Origin of the sequence: Sphingosinicella sp. CPCC 101087 (genome assembly GCF_004151485.1) — a bacterium.
In the GTDB taxonomy this organism is placed as follows: Bacteria; Pseudomonadota; Alphaproteobacteria; order Sphingomonadales; family Sphingomonadaceae; genus Allosphingosinicella.
In genome coordinates, this window is the sequence record NZ_SBFF01000013.1 from 24,782 (window position 1) to 43,904 (window position 19,123).

A 19,123-nucleotide genomic window follows, 5' to 3' on the forward strand; every position below is an offset into this window, starting at 1 on the left:
TCTCGCCCCCCACATCGGCAAAGTCGGCTAAAATTCGAGCATGCCAAGGAAGGCAATCACATCGTCTACCTCCTGATCAGAGAGGCTTGCTGGAAGCGGCTCGACTGCGGAGACGCCAAGCCTTCGGTACTCCTCCAGCCGCTCCGGTCCGGTCATTTGAGATGGGTCCATGTAGCGTAGTGGATCAAAATGGTAGACAATTGCGCGACGCAGGTCAGCCACCGAGCCGGAGTGCGAATAAGGTGCCGTTCGCGTGACGTTGTACAGCGGGGGAGTCCTAAACCGGTAGCGGTCCTCCGGCGCGAAGGTCACGTTGTAGCGGCCCTGGTCGACACCAAACCCGTTCTTGCCGAATCCAGCTTGCGGGAAAGGGACCGCATGGAAATCGAAGTCGGTGAAGTAGGGACCGGCATGGCAGGATGAACAGCGGCCTTTGCCGTAGAAGATGATCCCGCCCCGAAGCTCGGCCTGCCTGATCGGGCCATCGTCAAAGACGAAACGGTGCAACTTGGTGGGCTGCACGCGGAAGCGGTGGCGAATAAATTCGGCGATTGCCACCGCCACATGTCGAAAATGGATCTCAGAAACCCGGATCCTGAACGCGCCTGCGACGGCCGGCCCGAGCTCGACGTCGTTGCGGACGCGCCGAGCCAATTCTTCAAAGACACGCTCCGCAGCGTCCACTTCTTCAGTCGCGAGCGTTTGTCGAATCTCATCAGTGTCGAGGATCATCTCTCGAAGCTCGACGAACGGCAGATGGGCGGCGAGAGTGAGCGGATCGCTCGATGGCGGGCGATCGCCGAACTGGCTGACGATGCCCGTCTCGGTCAGCTGCACCTTGCCGTCCCAGAATAATGTGTCGAACCCGCGGCTTCCCCTGCCCCACAACGGAAGTACGTTGCGTGGCACGATGAGCCCACCGCTTCGAAGACGCTCATGCCCTTCGCCAACACCCCCTACGCCGATGCCGTTTGGAAGGCCGTCCGCCGAGCCGAATCGATCTAGGTGACAGGATTGACAGGAGATCTCGCCGTTAAGGCTGAGCAGCTCGGAAGCAAACAGCTTCTCGCCCACCGCCTGCCGTGTTGGCTGGCCCGCAATCTCCAGTTCAGATGGTCGCACTAAGCCGTAGCGCAATGCAGCACTGCGCAGGACCTGATGGCGGAGCGTATCGCTGGACAATGCGTCGGCGGCAGCCGGCGCGCCTCCTTCGCTCGAATCGCAGGCTGATAGCCCGAAAAGCGCGAGAAATAGTAGCGCAGAGCGTAACGGCTCAGTAGCGGATTTCATGCGTCTCCACCACTTCGAATAAGTCGCTCGCCTTCGCCTCAATTGCCTCGAGACGCATACGCTGAAGTTCCGGCTCGCGAAGTCCCCATTGCATCAGCCACTTTTGGTAGATGTCGTAATCTTGACAGTCGAGGAGCGCGATCTCGGCAGAATGGAGAGCCAGGCCCGCCTGAAGCGAAGGACGCGCCGATGCCTCCTGTCGGGCCGTAAAATGCTCCCGCATCGCGAAATCGCACTGGTAAACGAGTGCGCCATAGCGGTCTTGGTGCCATGCCATGATAGCCTCGCGCCATAGCGGCATGGCCGGCCAGGCGACGGCTAGTCCGAGCGCAAATGCGCCGAGGTGAGAGGCTTTATTGCGCCAAGATCCGAAGCGCATTGAGGACCTCTGGAGTGATGGTGCCGGTAACTTTGAGGCTATAATCGGTCTGATAGCGCACTATCGCGGCGCGGGTTTGTGGCCCCGATATTCCGTCGATTGTACCCGTATAGTAGCCGAGCGCTTGGAGGGCGAGTTGCACCTGCCGAACGATGCTCTGGACCGAAGTGGCCTCGCGCGAGGGCGCTATGGCTGGCGAGGACGGAAGTACACTGGAAGGGGGTGTGCTGCGCTGGTTGCGCGACGGCGCGGGTGTCGAAGGCCGCGGCGCGCGCGGCGTCGTCCTGGGCGCCGAGGGCGTGCGCACCCGCCCGGAAGCGCCCGAGCGGTGGCTACCATGGGAGGCATGACTCGAATGTGAGCGGTGCTGGGCAAGCGAGATAGCGTGATCCAGCCGGAACCGATGAAAGAGACCGTCTCGGTTCAACCCGTCTCCGCCCGAACCACTCGTAGCCTGCACGAACGCGGCTTCGGCGGGGATCGATTGGGTAAAGCCCGCTACCGCGAGGCTCGGTATGATGAAGGTCCTTTTGCTCATATCGGCACTACCTTCTCCAACAACTCTTGCGGATGCCATTCGAAGAAGCCTGAGCAGTCGGATCGCTCAGCGCATGAGCAGCAGTCGGGTGCAAACTTCTGCTTCCAGTCCGAGATCGAGGCGATGGCGAACTTCCGGTAAGGTTGGGGTACACTGCATCGTGGAAAGTTGAACAGGGCCGGTCGGACACCGAACAGGAGCGCCCGATCGATAGCTTGCGCAAGCGGGCCGAACTCAGCTGACGGGTCGACATAAAGCGCGCTCCATCGTCCTCGTGCAAAGCCGATGTTCTCGAGCTGCATGATCGACCATTGTTCGACGAAGCGCAGGTAAGTGGTGACGTGACATGCAAGCGCATCAAGGGCAGTCCAGTTAGGTTGCAGCACAACCGTGCGCAGTTCCACCCGTGCCCCGGCCATGATGAGGTGCCGCAGGCTGCGCTCGAGCCGGAGGAAGGCGCCCGATTTGGCAACGATCTGATCGTGAAGCGAAGGCTCGGCGGCATAAAGGGGTATGCCCCAGACGACGTTGCGAAATCGCCGGTCAGCGAGGCGGTCGATCTCGGCTTCCTCAAAATGCTGGCCGTTGGTGAGAACATGGAAGGAAAGATCGGGCCGACGTTCGATCACGTACTCGAGAAAAGCCAAGAGCCGCTCCTTGTAGAGAGTCGGCTCGCCGCCTGAGAGCCCAATCGTTTCCCCATGGGCCGCCAGCAGACAGGCTCGTTCGAAATATGCGAAGCGGTCTTGATGTGTCTTTTTCGGCGGCTGTGAGCACATGATGCACAGTTGATCGCAGCGCTCGGTGACCATGAGCGTGTTATGACGGGAGCCTGCACGTAGCAGGCGGTGGGCGCTCTCGGCACCTGGATCTACCAGAACGACGTCGCCATCGAGAGCCGCACTCGGTTGTCCGACAATTTCGATGAGGCCCTGATCGCCGGCAAAAAGGAGGGTGTCGTTTGCTTCGGCCTGCAGTCGGCTTACGTCGACGCCACCCGCTTGCGAACAGGAAAGGCGCGTCACAAATGGTGCCGGGGCATCAGAGCGAGCCTGAAGTGTAAGCGGGATCATCGCGACACTGCCAAGTCTGGAAGGTCGCCGCCGAGGTCCAACCAGCGAGCGAGCGAGTAGCGCGTGGCAGGATCATCAGAATAGATTAGCCGGAACGCGAAATCGAACACATGGAGGTGCCGCCGGCAGAATTCAGTCTCCCGGCGTGGCACGTCAATTCGGCCGTAGCGAGCCAGATCGTCAACAAGGTCGCGCCCGCAAAAGGGTTGATAGGTGCACCGCTGACAGTCCGGATCGAATTGGTTGGTTGACGCGCAGTCCAGGACAGCTCGCTGCTCAGTATCCCAGCCGGATGCGACATGGCCAATGGCCAGATCGACGACACCCGAACGGGCAAGCATTCGGGCCTCGTCCGTAGGATAGACGACCCCGTCATGGTCGATCACGATATAGTCACGCCCGACCGGATTAGGATTGCGCAGGTCGACATGACGGTCGTGTCCTGGTTGGAAAATTCGGCGGAGGCACAAGGAGAGGTAGGTCTCCTCAAGGACGATCGAAGGATCGCTCCAGTTGCGCGCGATGATGGCCTGAACGAAGCTTTCGTAATATTCGCGCCAACGATCATCTTGCGCTCGGCTGTCGGGGTGGCGCTTTCGCGCAAATCCCTGGTAGTTGATCGGCCGCAAGTAGATGCTGGGAAGCCGGCGGGAAGCAAAGGCCTCTACCAGCGTTTCGACTTGTGGCGGATTGAGAGGATCGAGCGTGGGGAGCGCCGAAACCTTGTCTGGTCCGTATCTGTCCAGAACGAACTCCAAGTTGGCAAAGAAAGTCCGCGTCTTTTCTGCTGTGGCGGTGCGGTTCTGTTGGTGGGTGAATTCACTCCCGTCCAGGGACGTGCTGATGAGGACGTCTGGTCGGTCAAAGATCCTCATCACATCTTCGTCGAGGCACGAGAGGTTGGTGCAGATGACGAAGGACTTATCTGCAAAGCGCTCGCACCGTTCGATCACGGAGGCGATGAGGTCGGGCCGAAGCGTGGGCTCTCCGCCTTGAAACTCCAACTTCACCGCCCCCGCATCGAGCCGATCGATTAAAGTGAGGACCGCGGCAAGCGTCTCGTCGCTCCAATCATATCCTCGACTCTCAAGGCTGGCACGCGACACCTGGCAGTAGGAGCAAGCGAGATTGCAGCGCAGGGTCGGGACCAGAATCAGGTAATCGAGGGTAGTGGGCGAGGTGATGCGGCGAGCACAGCCATGAAGGTGTGAAGCAAATCCGAGCGAATCGATATCATCGAACGCCTGCCCTCGCTCGCTGAGGAATGAGATGTCCTCCGCCGTCAGTTCATCGAAAGCATAGCGGCGAAGGAAGGCTCTGTCGCCCTGGAAGAATTGTCCGGCATCGTTCGCAAAGAGGAGACTCTCCTTGCCCGACGGACGGACCCGTAGCGGCAACACTATCATCGACCGAACAACTGTTCGTGCACGAGCGTCCGGAAGCCGCGAGATCGCTCGAAAATATGCTCACCTAAGAGAAGAGCATCCCAAGCTAATAAGAGACGACAAGAATCGTAGCCAGCAGAATCGAGGAGGACCGAATCCTCATCAATTTGCCAATCAATTCCCGGAAACGTGTCAGCAAGACGCACGAGCGCATCTTCGATGCGCGCACACCCTGGCGAAACAAGCGCAAGCCTAAGCTCGGACGCCTGCTCCCTTGGCCTCTTCCCCCTGCTGAGCAAAGCACTCCCCCATGCCACTACTATAACCGAAAGTCTTTGGGTATGGCAACAGAAGCATGGCCTCCCAACATTGTCGCAGAAGCGCACGCCGCAATCGACGGTCGCGAGAAGCTGAAGAAATAGCGGAGGTGTTCGGCTGGACACTCGGGGGAAGGATCATGATCCCTCGAGCTACTCTTATTCCGTCGCAGCCGGCCAGCCATCCCGCCACCGAGCTTATAATCGGCGTCTCCTCGCGTAGAAAGGAATGCGGCGACAATGCACCCACTGGAATGTTGCGTGGCGCCAATAACGCTCAAGCTCACGCGCAAGTACCAACGGTTAGGACACCGTGCGCAAGTGCTGAGATATTGCCCGAACGGCTCCAGGCGTCGAGCTCGTGAAAGACGAGCACGGCCGGCAACCAGCGTAGGCATGCATGTTGCTCACCACGATGAAGACGCTAGAGTCCTCCAAAGGGAGATTGGAGGACTATCATGCCGCAATGGCCGTTCATTCCAGGCCGACTTTACAGCCGCCGGAATGACATTCACGCAAGGTATGGTGGGCAGGAGCAGGGAGGGATTTCGACACCCCAGAGTGTGGGAGCGGTTTTCGCGTTTACGGGCGAAAGTGGCTTGAAGCACGGCTATGCTGACGGCTGGCAACCGGATGGCTCGTTCAGCTACTGCGGGGAGGGACGCACCGGCGACATGGTATTGAAAAGAGGCAACCGAGCAATCGCCTCTCATGCGTCTCTCAGCCGCGATATCCTTCTTTTCGAGACCACAGGAAAAGGCAGGCCAGTCCGCTTCACTGGCCAGTTCATGTGCGCCGGTTGGACGGACCAACAGCTCCCGGACACCAATGGGTTCCTGCGGAAGGCAATAGTCTTTCGTTTGGTGCCTTTGAACCTCGCGGCAGACCCGATTGTCGAAGCACTGCCGGAAGTTCCTAGGACCACTGAGGAATTCAACCAGTTGCGCGCGCGAGCCTACGCTGCGGCAAAGGCGCCAGAGGGTGTCCAGGCCAAAGATGCTGTGGTTGCATCATACGTGCGCAGCAAGACGGTCCGCGACTACGCTCTGGCGCGAGCCAATGGTCGCTGCGAGTCTTGCAATGAAGGTGCGCCATTCGAAACACCGGCAGGGCTTCCATTCCTGGAGGTCCACCACATTAAGCGACTCACAGATGGCGGGCCAGATTCACCTGGGTCCGTGGCCGCGATTTGCCCTAACTGTCATCGTGAAGCACACTACGGCGCTTCGGCCGTCGCCATTAACGACCGGCTTCTGGCCCTAGTCCAAGCCGTGGAACGGGTGACGATCGCCGACTTGCCCCTCATCGCTAAGAGATCGATTCACTAACAGAAGAAGCCGGCCCCTTCCGTAATAGCTCCGACGGATACCGTAGTTGGGCGTGGATTTGAATGGCCGTCCTGATTGGTGCGTCCTTCTGACCCCACTCTTCAACGTGCTCGGCACTTTGCTGGGATGGCGATGAGTGTTCGACACGCCGAGAACAGCGACCTTTACAGGTCATCGAGGCTAAGCGTGGGCCGCAGAGCGACTTTCGCAATCATCGGGGGCGGCCCCGCGCGAAGAGCCGCCCCCCAAGTACATAGACCAGTGGTTAGTTGTTTCGGTTCTTCTGGTTCAGCACCTGTCGCGAGACAGCCTGGCCCAGCGCCGTCGAGGCGCTCTGCGCGGTGCACTCGTTATTCTGCTCGCGGATCGCGAGCACGCTGATCCCGCACACATTGGCGGCGACGCCGATCGGAACCTGCACGTTCACCGGCACCGCAATTGCGACATTGTTGTCGTTGAGCGAGTTCTTGATGATCTCGAGATCCGTGATGTTGACGTTCACGAGACCCTGCTGCGTCTGGGCGGCGGCCGGGGCGGCGGCCAGTGTTGCGGCAGCGGCCGCAGCCATCATGATCCTGTACATAACTGATACTCCTCGGAAAGTTACTCGATCCGCATCCAACGCCTCGCCCCGCGGGAAGTGGATGAACGGCCATTCAGTTACGCCGGCCTGCCTTTCAGACGCGACGAAGCCCCTGCTTCGAGCGGGCGGATTGGTCATGGCGGACCCGTGCCGGGCGGCAGCCCTGAGGCGCTTCGGCCGGTGATCGCCCCGGTCGTGGTGCGCGGCAGCGGGCCTTGCGCCACGGGACAGCCGCTCGGGTCGGCGATCATGGCGATCGCTTCAGGGTGACCGCCGCGCTTCCATGCTGCTAGGAGAAAGCATGGCCCCGAACGCATACCCGTCGCTCGACGCGCTGGACAGCATGCTGCCGCATCCGCTGGGAGAGCGGCTGAGGCCGCATGCGCGGATCGTGCAGCGGCCGGCCGGCCATATCGTCATGGGCCATGGCGAGCGCAGCAGCGACCTCTACCTGATCATCGAGGGCCAGGCGCGGGCCGAGCTGCACTCCCCGAGCGGTCGCGAGGTCATCTTGGGCGACCTCGGCCCGGGCGAGCTGATCGGCGAGTTCGCCGCTTTGGACGACCAGCCGCGCACGGCGACGGTCGAGGTGGTTTCGCCCTGCACGCTCGCCGCCTTTCCCGGCCCGATCTTCCGCGCGGCGGTGTTCGCCGATCCGGCAAGCGCCGAATGGATCGCGCGGCGGTTCGTCGGCCATATCAGGCTGCTGACGGAGAAGCTGTTCGAGCTGAACGCGCTCGCCGTGCGCAACCGGCTGCATTGCGAGCTGCTGCGGCTCGGGATCACGGCGGGGATCGCCGACAACCAGGCGGTGATCGCGCCGGCGCCGACCCACGTCCATCTCGCCGGCCGGATCGGCAGCCATCGCGAGGCGGTAACCCGCGAGCTCCAATATCTCCAGCGCGAAGGGATCGTGGCGCAGCAGGGACGCAGGCTGGCGATCCTGGACGTCGCCCGGCTGGCCGAGATCGTCCGGGCGGCGGCCGGCGACGTCGAGATGGTCGAGCGCGCCGCGCCGGCCGCCGTGGGGCCGGCGGCGGTTGGACAGTTATCGGCTTAGACCGAAGCCACGTCAGTCCGAATGCCCTCCCTTTCGAGGGTGGAACGCGCATGCCGGCGCCAGTGCGAGCCCCTAGTCTTCACACACCTGATAGAGAGTGTAGTTAATTAGATCTCAACGGAGTTTGGTTTATATGCCATAGCTGATCGGGAGGGGAGGTCACACCTATGATTGAGCTGAAGTTCCACGTAAATTATATGGATGGCAGGCGGCGGTTCGACGGCTTGGACCATTACTATGGCGCACAGTCCCTACTTGGCTTGTCTCAGATGCTTCTCATATCATTGCACGCGTTTTTTAACCGTGACATCATCACACAAGCACCGTCAGCCAAGGGATTTCGAATTGTGATGGGCACAAGCCGGCGGGGAGGCTGGGATCAGGTCCTTCATCTATTAATCACCAATCCCGAGATTATCGCCACGTTCAACGACATCGGTAAAAATGCGCTGTACGATCTCTTGAAATGGGCGCTTGTCAGCGGCGCCGGCGTCCCATTTGCCTTGAAATACCGGAAGTCCACACGAATAGCCCGTGATCTAGAGCAAAAAAATGATGATCTCCAAGAGCGGTTGGACGAAGCACTCAAGAGAGTACATGCACCCGTAAAACACCAAGGTCTAACCGTGCATGTAATGACTGGCAGGACGAACCTGGCTACGTTTAATGAATCCACGCTTCGGTACATCGAAACGGAGCTAGTAGAGGATAAGAAGATACAAATCTCCTCGGCTGTGAGCAGATTCAATGCCCGCACTGGGACAGGTAGATTAATTGGTAATATGGATGCGGTATCAGTACCATTCTATCCTGAAGCCTCACTTTCCAAACCCGCAATCATGTGCCTGGCAGACAGCTTGGCCGCCCTCGCCCGTGACCGATTTGAACCCGTGAATTTGAGCGTGTCCCGCGTCACGTCGGCAGACGGACATTTAAAGTCCTACAGAGTCCACACAGCATGGCGATAGAGCTGATCAATTAAGAGTGAGCGCCTCGTTACCGAGACGCCCATTCCCACTAAGCAGCCCTACAAGGCTGAGCGCCAACCGAACGAAGCCCACCGGCGAGATCCCTAAAAGCCGGGCGGAAGGTGGCTCCGCACGACTGGCTGGCTTCGATGGCGACGATGAGCTTCGTCAGCATCCTTTCCAATCGTGTGCCGGCCTCTTGATGAGCCGAACACCGCACATAATCAGGTCCAGGTCGTCGCCAATGTCGACCACATCCATCCTGCGGTCGCCGAGCCGAGTGCGGCCGCGGCCGTGCATGTCGGCGGGATCACTTGGCCGCTCCGGCCGGATCGGCAGCCATTGCGAGGCGGTGACCCGCGAGCTCCAATATCTCCAGCTCGAGGGAATCGTGGCGCAGCAGGGACGCAGGCTGGCGATCCTGGACGTCGCGCGGCTGGCCGAGATCGTCCGGGCGGCGGCCGTCGACGTCGAGATGGTCGAGCGCGCCGCGCCGGCCGCCATGGGGGCGACCGCAGCGGCCTAGGCCGTGCCGCGCCGGGCTTCGAGCCTCTCGTCGTAGCGGCGGCGGCCGGTTTCCAGGCCGGGCCCCGGAGTCCTTCGCGAGGACTGGACCCAGGCCTTCAGCCGCAGGCTGAAGTTTATCCTGAGCGCCTGCCTTGCAGGCAGCCGAAGGGCCGGGGTGACGATTTCCGGGGAGCGGGAGCGCCGGGCCCTCGCTTGGGGGGAGTACGCGAACAAGCCTTGAGTTTCGGTCCGAGCGCCGCGGCGACGTGGTAAAAATCACATTCAGCCTGTGGCCTGTGCCACCGACGACCCGCCGCCCATCGGCGACAAAGGCGGCGTCACGCAAGGTGAGGTGAAAGGCAATGCCGTCATGATCAGGAGACGCTCGACCGCTTCTTCCGCCGCTTTGATGCAGGTCCTGGTCGCCCTGTTGGCGCTGGGATCGGTCGCGGCGGGCTCGACGGCGGCGATCGCCTCGGGCTGGAACGAAGCCGGCATCCGGGCGGACTGATCGGGCAGCCGCGGTCGTGGCCCCGGCCGCGGCGCGAGGAGGAGACGGGGGCGAGAGGTCTCCTCCTCGCTTGCCGCGGAGCCGTAGCCGGATCGGGTCGGGCCGACGTCGTCCCGCCCTTTTCCGCGCCGAACGTCACTCGGGCATCGGCTCGGCAAGCCAGCAGACGTAGACGTCGACCTCCTCGACCAGAGCTTCCCCGTCGCAGGGCGGCTTCCCCGACGCGATCGTCCGAAAATATTCGAGCGTGCGAGGCTGGCAGGCCGGCGACAGGAGATTTGCCGCCTTGGTCAGATAACCGGCCGACGACTCGCTCCGCCCCGGAATCCGGCTGCCGACGCGCGCCAGATGGAAGTTGAGCCAGGCGAGGGACAGCCGCTCCCGATCTCCCGGACGTTCCCGGGATTGTCGTTCGCCTGCCCCACGCGAAAGGCGCGCCGCGCTCGCCTCGGCCGACCGGCCCAGGCGATCGAAGGCGGTTTCCAGTCCTTCCCCACCCTCGAACAGCTGCGCATAGAGACCGGCGAGGCCAGGCAGCTCGGCAACGGGCGCCAGGAACGGTTCGGTCTCCCGCAAAGGCCCGCCAACGGCGATTTCCCGCATGGCATCGGAATCGCGTTCCCGAAGCGCCTGGTGGAACCTCAGGACCGGATCGAGCGGCGAACGACGGCCGAGCACTGCCTGATATTCACCGCGTGACGAGCCCAGCGCCCGCCAATTCCCGGTGAGAACGTAGAATTTCGGCAGCTCGAAAGACGACAAGGTGTGGAAGGTGTTCAGCGGAAACATCAGCGGATCGGACGAGAGCGTCGAGTCATACGCGCCCTCGATATTGCGACGGAGGTCCGTGACCCGCGGAAGATCGTAAAACGGGCATGTATAGGTAATCCGCTCAGGAGGCGGGTGCCGAGGCGGGGCGCTGTCCTGAGCCGGAAGTTGCGGACTCGAAACGAAGGTCGCGATCAGACCCAGAGCCGAGACTGCAGGACGAGTCTTCATAGGCGCCAACGCAAAGCTGCCTCATCACCGAGCCGCCTTGTCGTCGCACCGGAATTGCGTCCCGGCAAGGGCCATCCAGGAAACGGTCCCCGAACAAGGAATCGAGGCCGCGAGCGGGGCCATTCGTGGACGCTCGATCAGATCCGCCGTAAACGTTCGCCCGCCCGAGCCGAGAGGAGACGCAGCATGGATCGTGTCACCGGCGGTTGCCTGTGCGGCAACGTCCGGATCGTGGCGTCGGGGCGCCCGTACCGGGTCGGCCTTTGCCACTGCCTCGACTGCCGCAAGCATCACGGCGCGCTGTTCCACGCTTCGGCGATATTCCCCGAGGATGCGGTGACGATCGAGGGCGAGACGCGCGACTATGAAGGGCGGTTCTTCTGTCCCCGCTGCGGATCGTCCGTCTTCGGGCGCAGCGCGGACGAGATCGAAGTGAATCTGGGCGCGCTGGATGCCCCCGATCTGCTGACGCCGACCTACGAAAGCTGGATCGTCCGCCGCGAATCCTGGCTGCCGCCTTTCCCGCTCACGAGACGCCATGAGCGCGATCGGGACCCAGCGAGCCGCTTCGAGCCGTAGGTCGCGGGAAGGCTGCGGCCGGCCTCAGGATCGCCTCCGGAAGCCAGCAGACATAGACATCGACCTCTTCGGCCAGATCTCCGCCTTCGCAAGGCGACTGCCCCCGCGCGATCGAGCGGAAATATTCGAGCATGCGAGGCTGGCATGGCGCCGACAGGAGGCTTGCGCCCTGAGCCAGGTAGCCGGCCGACGAGCCGCCCCGTCCCGGCACCTGGGCGGCGATGCGGGCGAGATGGAAATAGAGCCAGGCCAGCGAGATCCGCTCGCGGTCGCCGCGCCTCTGCTCGCGCTGGCGGTCGTCCGGCGCCCGGGCAAGAGCCGCCGCCCTTGCCGCGGCCGTCCGGCTCAAGCGGTCCAGGGCCGCTTCCAACCCGTCGCCTTGGTCGAACAGCGCCGCGTAGAGCGCGGCCAGCTCGGGCAACTCGGCGATCGGCGCCAGGATCGGCTGGCTCTCGCGCTGCGGCCCGCCCGCCGCGATTTCCCGCATGGCGTCCGCATCGCGGCCACGAAGCGCCCGGTGGAAGCTGAAGACCCCATGATCGGGCGGAAGACGGCGAAGCAGCTTCTGGTCCACCAGCGACCCGTCGAAGGCCTTCCAATTGCCGGTGAGGAGATGAAGTTGCGGCAGGTGGAAGGACAGCAACGCGTGAAAGCTACTCAGTGCAAAGGGCAACGGATCGGAGGAGATCGTCCCATCATACGTATGCTGGATCGCTTCACGAAGATCCACGACGCGTGGAAGATCGTAGAACGGACATTGGCTGATGATCATAACAGGGTCCGTTTCCGACGGGACGATGCCTTCCCGGGCCTGCAGCTGCGAAGGCGCGACGGAGGAGAGGATCAGGCCCAGGGCCGCCGCTGAAGCGCGAATGTTCATAAGCCCGTATAACGCGTCAGGTCATCGAACGGCGGTGTCGTTTCGCGGAAAGCGGGCCATGTGAGCGGGCCCTCACGCGAACGCCCGAGGATGATGGCGAGGCCGTCCGGACCGCGGCTTTTCCCGGCCCGGCGAACCGGAGATCAACCGGCCGGCTTTCTTCGGCTCGCCCGGCCGGAGCCGTCATCCAGAATCGCCTCGGGAAGCCAGCAGAGATAGACGTCGACCCGTTCGTCCAGATCGTTCCCGTCGCAAGGGGACTGCCGCGACGCCAGCGTACGGAAGTACAGGCGCGTCCGAGGCTGGCACCGCGGCGACACGAGGTCGGCGGCCCGTGCCAGATGGCCGGCCGCCGACGCGCTTCGCCCCGGCCTTCGGCTGGCGATACGGGCGAGATGGAAATCGAGCCAGGCGAGGGACAGCCGCTCGCGGTCGCCGGACCTTTCCTCCGTCTGTCGATCGTCCGCCTCGGCCGCGAGGCTCGCCGCCCGAGCTGCCGCCGTGCGGTCCAGGCGATCGAAGGCCGCATCCAGCCCGTCCCCACCCTCGAACAGCTCCGCATAGAGCGCCGCAAGCTCGGGCAGCTCGGCAACGGGCGCCAGGAACGGTTCGGCCCCGGATGGCGAAGCGAGCGCCGCGACTTCCCGCATCGCACCGGAGTCGCGCTCAAACAGCGCCGCGTGGAACCTGAGTGTGACGTCGAATTGGGGGCTGCGACCAAGCACCACCCGATATTCCTGCCGCAGCGAGTGCAAATCGTACCAGTTCCCCGTCAGTATGTAGAGTTTCGGCAGTTCATGGGACGCCAACCGCATCAGGTCGGTGAGCGGGAATGGCCGCGGGTCCGACGAAATCGTCCCTTCATACACCTCCCGGATCTCGCGCCGGAGATCCGGGACGGACCGGATGTCGAAGAACGGGCACATGAAAGTCACCTGGTTCGCCGGCGACAAGTCCGAAGGAAGGCTCTCCTGTGCGCGCAGCTTCGAATCCGGAACAAGAGCGGCAGAGATCATGGCGAAAGCCGAGATGATCGCTCCGCTCTTCATCGCTCGAACCACGCTGCCACTCGCCGCATGATCCTGTGATTCCATGCGGATCCTGCCGGCGCAAGGATCCGGTCCAGCCGCAGGGCCGGACGGGCGCGTTCGGGGGAGATTCAACGCCGGTGCGAGTGATCAGCCAGTCTGGACCCAGGCCTGCGCCGGGGTGACGATCGGGGCAGCGCCGGCCGGCACGGTTCCAGCCGGGCAGCCGGCGCGGAACAGGCAAAGAACCGCCGCGCCGGGGGGGCGGCGCGGCGGAGGGTCCGGGGGGAGCCGGGATCAGTGGCCGCCGGTCTGCGCGTCGACCTGCGCGGCCCAGTTCGGGGCTTCGCTCGTGCCGTCCAGGAAGGGCAGCACGGTGCGCGCCATTTCGGGCGCGAGGCCGACTTCGTAATGGGTGAGGCCGGGGAGGATGGCGAGGCGGTTGCGGGACATGTGCTCGCGCTGCCAGCCGGCGTCCCTGAGGCCGCCGCCCAGGCGCTGGTAGATGTCGACGATATGTTCGGGGCGGATCATGTCGCTGTCGCCGTAGACGAGCATGACGGGCATGCCGAGCCGCCCGACATCCTCGCGCCAGTCGTAGGGGGCGCGCATGAGATCGCCCATATTGTCGAGCAGCCGGGGGAATTCGCCGGGGTCCGGCGCGACCGCGGCATAGGATTTGTACATCGGCGTGTCCCGCATCGCCGGCGCCATCGCGGCGTTCACCTGCGCCTGCTGCGGAAGCATTTCGGGGAAGAAGCCGTCGCGCGCCAGGTTGGACGCGACGAGCACCAGTCGGCGGACCGTATCCGGGTGCTGGACGGCCAGCCGGAAGGCGGACCAGCCGCCGAAGGAATAGCCGAGCACGTCGACCTCGTCGTAGCCGAGCGCCTTCACGACGATGTCGAGATCGTCGCCGATGTCCGACACGTCGATCCGGCGCTCGCCGAGCGAAGTGCGGCCATGGCCGTGCAGGTCGACGGCGATCACCTGGCGATGCCGCGACAGGATCGGCAGGATCGGCGCGAACATGTCGATCGAGCCAAGGCCGCCGTGGAGCAGAAGCAGCGGCTCGCCCTCGCCATGGATCTCGTAATAATAGTTCACGCCATTGGCCTCGACATGGCCGCTCCGGGCTGGGGCCTGGCTGGCCGTGCGGGTCGTGTTCGTCTCCCCGGCATGAGCGGCCGAAGGAGTCGCGATCGCTGCAGCGGTGGCGGCGAGCATGGCGACGATCGTGGATCTCAGCATCATTCACTCCCTTGGCTTCGGCGCTCGGGCCGGGTTGGACAGCCCAAGGACGGGCGGGCCCGGCGCAAACCGACAAAGGGGGCCGATTATTTTTTTCCTTGCAGGCAGCCGAAGGGCCGGGGCGACGGAAAGGCCTGGTTTGCCGGGTGGCGACAAGGTCCGGACCGCCGGCCGATCGGCCCCTCCGGCTCAGGCCTCGGGCGCCGCCCGGGATAGGCGCTCGGCGAGCTCGAGCACGGCGCTGCGGGACTCGCCGACGCGCAGGCAGACATGATGCGCCGCCGGATTGGGCTCGGCGCGGGCGGCGACGGGGACGAGGCGGCCGTCCGCGAGCCAGGATGCGGCAAAAGGGAGCCTGAGCAGGGCGATGCCGAGGCCGCTGGCGGCGGCGGCGAGGACGGTGTCGTAATCCTCGAACCGGCGGTCGTTCCAGCGGGGCCGGTAGGCAATGCCGGCGCGGTCCAGCCAGGCACGCCATTGCGAGACGTCGGAATCGTGGAGGAGGGGGAAATGGAGCAGGTCGGCGGCGGTACGTGTGTCGGGGGTCCGACCGAGCCTTGCGGCGATTTCCGGGGCGGCCGCGGGGACGAGGGTTTCGCGGAAGAGCAAGCGGGCGTCGACGCCGTCCCAGGCGCCGCGGCCGTAGCGGATGGCGATGTCGGCCTCGCGGGCGTCGAGATGGGTCGCGCGGTGCTCGAGGAGGAGATTGACGTGGAGGTCGTCGCGCTCGAGCCCGGCCAGGCGGGGGAGCAGCCAGAGCCGGGCGAAAGCGGGGACGACACTGAGGCTTACGGTCTGGCGGCCGCGCCAGGGGCGCCAATGTTCGGCGCTGCGGGCCAACGCGCCCAAGGCGCGGCGCGCCTCGGCGGCGAAGCGCTGGCCGGCGGGGGTGAGGCGCACGCCGCGGCCGTGCCGTTCGAACAAGGACGTGCCGAGCCAGGATTCGAGCGCGGCGACGCGGCGGCTGACCGAGCCGTGGGTGATTCCGAGCGCCTCGGCGGCCGCGGTGAAGGATCCGGCGTCGGCGGCAGCCAGCAAAGCGTTGAGGCCTTCGAGCGGGGGGAGCGAGTTCGAGCTGTGCATATCTTGCACAGGTGAGCTTCGTTCAGTGCGCTATGTCAAGGGGCGGGCGCGGTGGCATCCGGCCGGCATGACAGAGACGAGATCTTGCCGGAGCGGCGGCGGCGTCCTTCCGGTGCGCCGGTTCCTCGATACCCAAAGCGGGCTTCGGCCGGGATCCGGTGGCGCGGGCGCTGCGACCGGGTCCCCGCCCCTTCGGCGCCATTCGCGCGAGGCCTCGCCGGAACAGGAAAAGCGTTCGAACGCACCGGCTTCGGCGGCGAGAAGGCTCCTGCTCGCCGGGGCGGCGCTGGTTGGCGCCCTGCCCTTCCCGGTCGCCGCGCAGCGGGTGGACGAGAATGTCGTGGCGGAGGCGCAGGACGCCTTCGGGTCCAATGTCGGGGGCGAGGATCTGGGGGTCTACGGGCCGTTCGACGTGCGGGGATTTTCGCCGACCGATGCGGGCAATGTTCGGATCGAGGGGCTCTATATCGACCGGCAGGCGGAGCTCACCAGCCGGCTGGTCGCCGGAAACCGGATCCGGATCGGGCCTTCGGCGCTGGGCTATGCCTTTCCGGCGCCGTCGGGAATCGCCGATTACCGGCTGCGCGCGCCGCAGGAGGCGGCGGTGCTGAGCGTCACCGCGAAAGCGGATCATTTCGGCGGGGGCCTTGCCGAGGCGGATGCGCTGCTGCCGATCGACGGAGCGAGGCTCGGCCTGGCCGGCGGGATCGGCGTCTATCGCAACGTCTATGCCTATGGGAACGACGCCGAGGTGCTCTCGCTCGCTTTGTCGGGCGTGTGGCGGCCGAACGCGGCGACCCAGGTCCAGCCCTATTGGAGCCGGATCCGGATCCGCGACGAGGAAGCGCATCCAATCATCCAAAGCGAGGGGAACGCGCTGCCGCCGCGGATGAAGCGGCGGCGCTTCCTGGGGCAGGAATGGGCGGATTTCGAGGTCGAGCGGCTGAATTACGGCGCGGTCGCGCGAACCGCCTTGGCCGGATTCACGCTTCGCGCCGGCCTGTTCCGATCGGCCAACATCACGGCCGAGGGGCATACCCTGCTGATCGAGGCGGCGCCGCCGGGCGTGGCGGGGGCGCGCACCGCGATAGCGGCGCCGCCATCGTCCAACGCCTCGACCAGCGGGGAGATCAATGCGGCGCGCGCCTTCGCGACCGGGCCGGTGCGGCACGAGCTGATGCTGGCGCTGCGCGGGCGGGCGCAGGACCGGCTCTATGGCGGATCGGACCGGAGGGCGCTGACTCCGGCACCGTTCGACGAGGCGGCGCCCGTGCCGCGCCCCGACTTCGCCTTTTCCGAGCGGACCGACGACCGGGTGCGGCAATGGACCGGCGGGATCGCCTGGCGGGCGCGGGGCGCGGGACTGGGGGAGATCAATGCCGGGCTGCAGCGAAGCGATTATCGCAAGCGGGTGGTCCGTCCCGACGGGGCGCTTCCGGATTCGCGGGCGACGCCCTGGCTGTTCAACCTGGCGGCGATGGTGGAGGCGACGGCGCGGCTCGCTTTCTACGGCGGCTATACGAAGGGGCTGGAGGAAAGCGACGTCGCCCCGGAAATCGCGGTCAATCGCGACGAGGCGCCGCCGGCGATACGGACGCGGCAGATCGACGGCGGGGTGCAATGGCGGCTTGGGCCGATGCTGCTCATCGCCGGCGCGTTCGAGATCGAGAAGCCTTATTACGGGCTCGACACTTCGAACCTGTTCCGGCGGCTCGGCACCGTTCGCCATCGCGGCATCGAGGGATCGATCAGCGGATCGCCGGCGCCGGGGCTGACCCTGGTCGCCGGCGGCGTGCTGCTCGATGCGCGGATCTCGGGCGAGGAGGTCAGCGCCGGGTCGATCGGCCGGCGCCCGATCGGCACGCCGTCGCGCACCCTGATCGCCAATCTGGACTGGCGGGTGCCGGCTCATGACGCGCTGTCGTTCGACCTGGCGGTCGAGCATCGGGGGCGGGTCCTTGCCGACGCCGCCAACATGTTGCGGGTGCCGGCGCGAACGATCGTCGACCTGGGCGCGCGCTACCGGTTCCGGCTGGGCGACGCGCCGGCGGTGCTGCGGCTGCAGGCGACCAACCTGTTCGATGCCTATGGCTGGGAGGTGGAGGGGAACAAGGCGTTCAGCTATGTCGAGGGGCGGCAGCTAACGGCCCGGGTGACGGTGGATTTCTAGCCCCGCCGGGCTGCCCCCGCGAGCGTCCCGCGACTTGCGGGGAGCGCCCAGGCCGAAGCCGACAGGCGACATCCGGGCGCCGCCTCATCCGTCGCGGGACCGTTGCCCTGGCGGCCGGCGGCCCTATCCCGGAGCCATGACCGAATCGGTCCCCGCCATTCTCGCCGATCCCGACTGGCTGCCGCACACGTTCGACCGAAGCGGCGCGCTGCTCGACTTCGTCCGGCTGAGCGCCGCCGACCGCGACTCGCTCGCCTTCCTGGCCGAGGAATATGTCGGCAAGGACTTCGCGCACCAGGTGCTCGGCTACGACAAGGTGCGGGCCGCGACGCCGGCGGCGGACGCCGCGCCGGTCCATTTCATCTTCCACACCAGCTTCTGCTGCTCGACCCTGCTCGCCCGCGCGCTGGCGGCCGGCGGCGGCGCCCGCGTGCTTCGCGAGCCGGACATATTGATGAACCTGGCTCAGCGCCTGCTGCGTCAGCCGGGCCCCGCCAATATCGAGCGGCTGGAGGTGGTGCTGCGGCTGCTTTCGCGGCCGGTGCCGGCGGGCGGCACGGCGGTGATCGTCAAGCCGTCCAACTTCGCCAACAACCTGATCGGGCCGATGCTGAAGGCGCGGCCGGCGGCGCGCGCCGTGCTGATCCATTCCGACCTCGACGCCTTCCTGCGGGCGATCGCCAAGAAGGGAATGTGGGGGCGGATCTGGGTGCGCAAGCTCTTCCTGCAGCTCGGCGCCTGGACCGACCTGGACTTCGGCTTCGGCGAGACCGAGCGGTTCGTGCTGAGCGACCTGCAGGCGGCGGGCCTGTGCTGGCTGATGCAGGCCCGCCATTTCCGGCGGCTGGCCGAGCATCACGGACCGGAGCGGCTGGTCCTCGTCCATAGCGACGACCTGATCGCCCGGCCCGAGGCGGTGCTCGAGCGGGCCTCGGCGCTGTTCGCCCTGGGCTGGACCGAGGCGCAGGTGCGCCGCGCCGCGGGGGAGGACATCTTCAACCGCCACAGCAAGTCGGCCGAGCGGTTCGGCGCGGACCGGCGCGCGCAGGAGCATGAGCGCACGCTCGCCGCTCATGGCGAGGAGATGGCGATGGTGCGGCAGTGGGTGGAGGCGGTGGCGGCGCGGTTCGACACGCCGCTCGCGCTGACCGACCTGGACGCCGCGGTCTGAAGCGCTTCCGCCCGCGGGCGGAT

At 65.1% G+C, this 19,123-nt stretch carries 19 protein-coding genes; 8 read left to right on the forward strand and 11 right to left on the reverse strand.

Annotation, left to right across the window (positions count from 1 at the left end; translation table 11 throughout):
- Positions 1-27 precede the first annotated feature (27 nt).
- From EKM57_RS18685 to hxsB, 5 genes are read right to left on the reverse strand one after another with little or no spacing between them, the layout of a single operon-like run.
- Positions 28-1,290, reverse strand: coding sequence for a His-Xaa-Ser system-associated MauG-like protein (locus EKM57_RS18685; protein ID WP_129794047.1), 1,263 nt, complete (start codon positions 1,288-1,290; stop codon positions 28-30).
- Entirely contained in the window at positions 1,274-1,669 is a 396-nt protein-coding gene (locus EKM57_RS18690; RefSeq protein WP_129794048.1) for a TIGR03982 family His-Xaa-Ser system protein, read from the reverse strand. The genes EKM57_RS18685 and EKM57_RS18690 overlap by 17 nt, the downstream gene beginning before the upstream one ends.
- Positions 1,644-2,246 (reverse strand): His-Xaa-Ser repeat protein HxsA, encoded by a 603-nt coding sequence (gene hxsA, locus EKM57_RS22810; protein ID WP_129794049.1) that lies wholly within the window; start codon positions 2,244-2,246, stop codon positions 1,644-1,646. Before hxsA ends, EKM57_RS18690 begins: the two co-directional genes overlap by 26 nt.
- Positions 2,204-3,280 (reverse strand): His-Xaa-Ser system radical SAM maturase HxsC, encoded by a 1,077-nt coding sequence (gene hxsC / locus EKM57_RS18700; RefSeq protein WP_129794050.1) that lies wholly within the window; start codon positions 3,278-3,280, stop codon positions 2,204-2,206. Before hxsC ends, hxsA begins: the two co-directional genes overlap by 43 nt.
- Positions 3,277-4,686 carry a His-Xaa-Ser system radical SAM maturase HxsB gene (gene hxsB / locus EKM57_RS18705; protein ID WP_129794051.1) on the reverse strand — a complete coding sequence of 470 codons (1,410 nt, stop codon included), beginning with the start codon at positions 4,684-4,686 and terminating at the stop codon, positions 3,277-3,279. The genes hxsC and hxsB overlap by 4 nt, the downstream gene beginning before the upstream one ends.
- Before the next feature lie 1,084 nt (positions 4,687-5,770).
- Between hxsB and EKM57_RS22815 the strand changes: the two genes are divergently transcribed.
- The gene (locus EKM57_RS22815) at positions 5,771-6,310 is read left to right on the forward strand and encodes an HNH endonuclease (RefSeq protein WP_371414158.1); all 540 of its coding nucleotides are present in this window, start codon (positions 5,771-5,773) and stop codon (positions 6,308-6,310) included.
- Positions 6,311-6,575: 265 nt separating this feature from the next.
- Here EKM57_RS22815 and EKM57_RS18715 read toward each other — a convergent pair whose 3' ends face one another.
- Positions 6,576-6,893 carry a hypothetical protein gene (locus tag EKM57_RS18715; RefSeq protein WP_129794053.1) on the reverse strand — a complete coding sequence of 106 codons (318 nt, stop codon included), beginning with the start codon at positions 6,891-6,893 and terminating at the stop codon, positions 6,576-6,578.
- Between the two features lie 301 nt (positions 6,894-7,194).
- Here EKM57_RS18715 and EKM57_RS18720 point away from each other — a divergent pair, with 301 nt between their 5' ends.
- The 4 genes from EKM57_RS18720 to EKM57_RS22320 all read left to right on the forward strand — a co-directional run bounded on the left by EKM57_RS18720 (position 7,195) and on the right by EKM57_RS22320 (position 9,939).
- Positions 7,195-7,953 (forward strand): Crp/Fnr family transcriptional regulator, encoded by a 759-nt coding sequence (locus tag EKM57_RS18720; RefSeq protein WP_129794054.1) that lies wholly within the window; start codon positions 7,195-7,197, stop codon positions 7,951-7,953.
- Positions 7,954-8,120: 167 nt separating this feature from the next.
- The gene (locus tag EKM57_RS18725; RefSeq protein ID WP_129794055.1) at positions 8,121-8,921 is read left to right on the forward strand and encodes a hypothetical protein; all 801 of its coding nucleotides are present in this window, start codon (positions 8,121-8,123) and stop codon (positions 8,919-8,921) included.
- 298 nt (positions 8,922-9,219) lie between these two features.
- A complete protein-coding gene (locus tag EKM57_RS18730) occupies positions 9,220-9,447 on the forward strand; it encodes a helix-turn-helix domain-containing protein (RefSeq protein WP_129794056.1) in 228 nt (75 codons plus the stop codon).
- Between the two features lie 270 nt (positions 9,448-9,717).
- Complete coding sequence (locus tag EKM57_RS22320) at positions 9,718-9,939, forward strand: hypothetical protein (RefSeq protein WP_206185497.1); 222 nt, start codon at positions 9,718-9,720, stop codon at positions 9,937-9,939.
- Between the two features lie 135 nt (positions 9,940-10,074).
- Here the strand turns inward: EKM57_RS22320 and EKM57_RS18735 are convergent, their stop codons facing one another.
- Positions 10,075-10,728: a hypothetical protein gene (locus EKM57_RS18735; RefSeq protein ID WP_129794057.1), complete on the reverse strand. Its 654-nt coding sequence runs from the start codon at positions 10,726-10,728 to the stop codon at positions 10,075-10,077.
- A gap of 396 nt (positions 10,729-11,124) precedes the next feature.
- On the opposite strand from EKM57_RS18735, the gene EKM57_RS18740 reads away from it, so the two are divergent.
- The gene (locus EKM57_RS18740; protein ID WP_129794058.1) at positions 11,125-11,517 is read left to right on the forward strand and encodes a GFA family protein; all 393 of its coding nucleotides are present in this window, start codon (positions 11,125-11,127) and stop codon (positions 11,515-11,517) included.
- Here EKM57_RS18740 and EKM57_RS18745 read toward each other — a convergent pair.
- From EKM57_RS18745 to EKM57_RS18760, 4 genes are all read right to left on the reverse strand, one after another.
- A complete protein-coding gene (locus EKM57_RS18745; RefSeq protein WP_129794059.1) occupies positions 11,465-12,397 on the reverse strand; it encodes a hypothetical protein in 933 nt (310 codons plus the stop codon). The two genes, EKM57_RS18740 and EKM57_RS18745, sit on opposite strands and share 53 nt — an antisense overlap.
- 143 nt (positions 12,398-12,540) lie before the next feature.
- The gene (locus tag EKM57_RS18750; protein WP_129794060.1) at positions 12,541-13,491 is read right to left on the reverse strand and encodes a hypothetical protein; all 951 of its coding nucleotides are present in this window, start codon (positions 13,489-13,491) and stop codon (positions 12,541-12,543) included.
- A 231-nt stretch (positions 13,492-13,722) separates the two neighbouring features.
- Positions 13,723-14,676: an alpha/beta fold hydrolase gene (locus EKM57_RS18755; RefSeq protein WP_129794173.1), complete on the reverse strand. Its 954-nt coding sequence runs from the start codon at positions 14,674-14,676 to the stop codon at positions 13,723-13,725.
- A 189-nt stretch (positions 14,677-14,865) separates the two neighbouring features.
- On the reverse strand, positions 14,866-15,759 hold the full coding sequence (locus EKM57_RS18760) for a LysR substrate-binding domain-containing protein (protein WP_129794061.1): 894 nt from the start codon (positions 15,757-15,759) through the stop codon (positions 14,866-14,868).
- A gap of 112 nt (positions 15,760-15,871) precedes the next feature.
- On the opposite strand from EKM57_RS18760, the gene EKM57_RS18765 reads away from it, so the two are divergent.
- Complete coding sequence (locus EKM57_RS18765) at positions 15,872-17,929, forward strand: TonB-dependent siderophore receptor (protein WP_206185498.1); 2,058 nt, start codon at positions 15,872-15,874, stop codon at positions 17,927-17,929.
- Positions 17,930-18,065: 136 nt separating this feature from the next.
- A complete protein-coding gene (locus EKM57_RS18770) occupies positions 18,066-19,100 on the forward strand; it encodes a hypothetical protein (protein WP_129794063.1) in 1,035 nt (344 codons plus the stop codon).
- Positions 19,101-19,123 lie beyond the last annotated feature (23 nt).